Source organism: Amycolatopsis sp. NPDC059021, from assembly GCF_042739895.1.
Taxonomy (GTDB): Bacteria; Actinomycetota; Actinomycetes; order Mycobacteriales; family Pseudonocardiaceae; genus Amycolatopsis.
The window spans coordinates 21,677-23,605 of sequence record NZ_JBHYIQ010000107.1 but is presented as its reverse complement, the minus strand read 5'-3'; the positions used below and the strand labels follow the sequence as shown (position 1 = coordinate 23,605).

The window sequence follows — 1,929 nt, the reverse complement described above, 5'->3', positions numbered from 1 at the left end:
TCTGCTCGGGGATTCCTGGTGCCCTCCACGCGAAACTGGAGGAGCGGTGGGGTGCTCCGTGGCGGGAGATCTACGGGATGACGGAGGCCGAAGGGCTGGCGCCGCGAACGCGCTTGAACGCCACGCTGAAGGCGAACGCGTTCTCGTAGCCGACTTCGCGGGCCACGGTGGCGACGGTCGCCTCGGTGTCACGCAGCAGATCGGCTCCCAAGGTCATCCGCCAGCCGGTGAGGTAGGTGAGCGGGGGTTCGCCGACCAGGCCGGTGAAGCGGGCGGAAAAGGCGGCCCGGGACATGCCGACCTTCGCGGCCAGCCCGGCGACCGTCCACGGGTGCGCGGGGTCCGCGTGCAGGAGACGCAGTGCTTCGCCGATGGCGGCATCGCCCAGCGCCCGGTACCAGGCGGGCGAGGTGGCCTCCGGCCGGGCACACCACGCGCGCAAGGCCAGTACCAGCACGAGATCGAGCAGCCGGTCGAGGACCGCGTCCTGACCGGGCTCGTCGTGCGCGATCTCGGCGGCGAGCAGGTCCAGTGCCGCCCGCGTCCGCGGTCCGGCGGGCACGACCGCCAGCGGCGGGAGCATGTCCAGCAGGCGGTCGCCCACGTCACCGCGGAGTTCGTAGGCACCGCGGAGCAGGACCGTCGCTCCCGGCAGGCCGTCGCCGTAGCTGCGCGGAGCGAGATTCTGGTGGGCGTGCACGACTTCTTCCCCGCCGATGAAGTACTTCCTGCCGTCGCGGACCTCGACCTCCGGCGGCGTGGCCGGATCGTCGGCGACGGTGTAGCGGCCCGTTCCCCGGACGAGGGCGATGTCGCCCGCGGCGAGCCGGACGGGCTCGCCGCCGTCGAACCGGATCGACGCGTGGCCGCCGAGCGTGGCCACGACCGCCAGCGGCGGGGCGTCGGCGTAGGTCAGTGACCACGGCGGCCGCCGGATCAGCTGCCGGATCACGGCGTTGCGGGCACGGGCCCGGTGCAGCAGATCGCTCAGGACGTCCACAGCAGCCCACGCTAGACGATCGCGAAGGTATTCGCGACGTTCTCTTATGGATCGTCTTCGCATTGGGGAGTTGGCTGAAGCCCGGTTCTTTTCTTTGCCGCAGAACAGGAGTTGCTTCATGTCCCAGACGATCGCCGTGTTCGGCGCGGGCCCCGGTCTCGGTCAGGCCGTCGCCCGTCGCTACGGACAGGCGGGTTACGAGGTCGTCCTCGTCGCCCGTCGCCCAGCCCCCTTGGAGCGGTTCGCCGAGGAGCTGGCCGCCGACGGCATCACCGCGCACGTCGTCACCGGCGACCTGTCCGACAGCGACGCCGTCCCTGCCCTGGCCGACCGGATTCGCGCGAAAACCGGTCCCCTCAACGCTTTCTACTACGGACCGGCGCCCGCGGACCCCGGCTTCGTCCCCGCCGCCACCCTGCGCCCGGAGCAGGTGCGGGAGCTGATGCCGAAGACGCTCTACACCCTGCTCGCGCTGGTCCGGGAGTTCCTCCCGGCCATGCTCGACCAGGGCGGTGGTGCCATCCTCAGCGCCCAGGGCGCGGCCGCCCTGCGCGGCCTGCCCCGGATGAGCGGCTGGCCGCCCGCACTGGCCGCGCAGCGGAACTATCTCCAGTCCGTCGCCGAGGAGGTCGCCGGCAAAGGGGTCTACGTCGGCATGCTCTTCGTCGGCACGCTCATCGTGGGGAGCGCCGCCGCCGAGCACCGGGTCGTCGACGCCGCAGGCGTGCCGGCGGCCGAACGGCCCAGCGCCGATCCCGCCGACCTCGCCGAACTGCTCTGGAGCATGCACCAGACCGGGAAGCCGCGCGAAACCCTTGTCCCGGAAGGATTCTTCGACGGGTTGTGAGGGCACGGCGCCCCCCCCCCCCCCCCCCGCGGGGGGGGGGGCGGGCCCGGGTTGGCGGGGGGCCGGGGCCCCACCAGAGAGC

The 1,929-nt window shown here is 72.6% G+C and carries 2 protein-coding genes; one reads left to right on the top strand and one right to left on the bottom strand.

Features of this window, described 5'->3' with window-relative positions:
* Window positions 1-70: 70 nt before the first annotated feature.
* On the bottom strand, window positions 71-1,000 hold the full coding sequence (locus ACFWX1_RS40210; RefSeq protein WP_378395118.1) for an AraC family transcriptional regulator: 930 nt from the start codon (window positions 998-1,000) through the stop codon (window positions 71-73).
* Window positions 1,001-1,118: 118 nt separating this feature from the next.
* On the opposite strand from ACFWX1_RS40210, the gene ACFWX1_RS40205 reads away from it, so the two are divergent.
* Window positions 1,119-1,847, top strand: a complete 729-nt coding sequence (locus ACFWX1_RS40205) for an SDR family NAD(P)-dependent oxidoreductase (RefSeq protein WP_378395117.1) — start codon at window positions 1,119-1,121, stop codon at window positions 1,845-1,847.
* The last annotated feature ends 82 nt before the right edge of the window (window positions 1,848-1,929 follow it).

What these genes read in the sequence shown, in the direction of transcription:
- ACFWX1_RS40205 (WP_378395117.1), top strand. Translation starts at nt 1,119, where the DNA reads ATGTCCCAGACGATCGCCGTGTTCGGCGCGGGCCCCGGTCTCGGTCAG.